General features: G+C 70.5%; 1 protein-coding gene. It reads left to right on the forward strand.

Going from position 1 to position 437, the window contains the following annotated elements; translation table 11 throughout:
• Window positions 1–98 precede the first annotated feature (98 nt).
• Window positions 99–437, forward strand: a 339-nt coding sequence (locus D7Y04_RS42745) for a Rieske (2Fe-2S) protein (protein WP_147477347.1), incomplete at its 3' end; no start/stop codon positions are given.

Genomic DNA, 437 nt, shown 5'->3' on the forward strand with positions numbered 1-437 from the left:
CGGTGGACCATCCGCCCCACGCGCTTCGCGATGGAGTCGGCGGCGATGCAACTGGACTACGACGACTGCTGGGCCGGGTTCGAGAAGGCCCGACTGCCTTGAGCCTGCCTCCGAGGCAGCGCGTCCTGACGACGCCCCCCGACGTCGAGCTCTGCCCGGTGGACTCGCTGGAGGACCCGGGCGCGCGCAACGTCGTGCTCCAGATTGGCGAGGCCTTCTTCCACGGCTTCCTCGTGCGCAGGGGCGCGGAGGTCCACGGCTACGTGGACAGGTGCCCGCATGCGGGGCTGCCGCTGGCGCGCGTGTTGGACAAGTACCTGACGCCGGACAAGCAGCTCATCGTCTGCTCGTGGCACGGCGCCCTGTTCCAGCCCGAGGACGGGAAGTGCGTCGGAGGCCCGTGCAAGGGCGCGACGCTGACGTCCTGGCCCGTGAAG

Origin of the sequence: Corallococcus sp. AB038B, assembly GCF_003668955.1 — a bacterium.
GTDB classification, from domain to species: domain Bacteria; phylum Myxococcota; class Myxococcia; order Myxococcales; family Myxococcaceae; genus Corallococcus; species Corallococcus exiguus.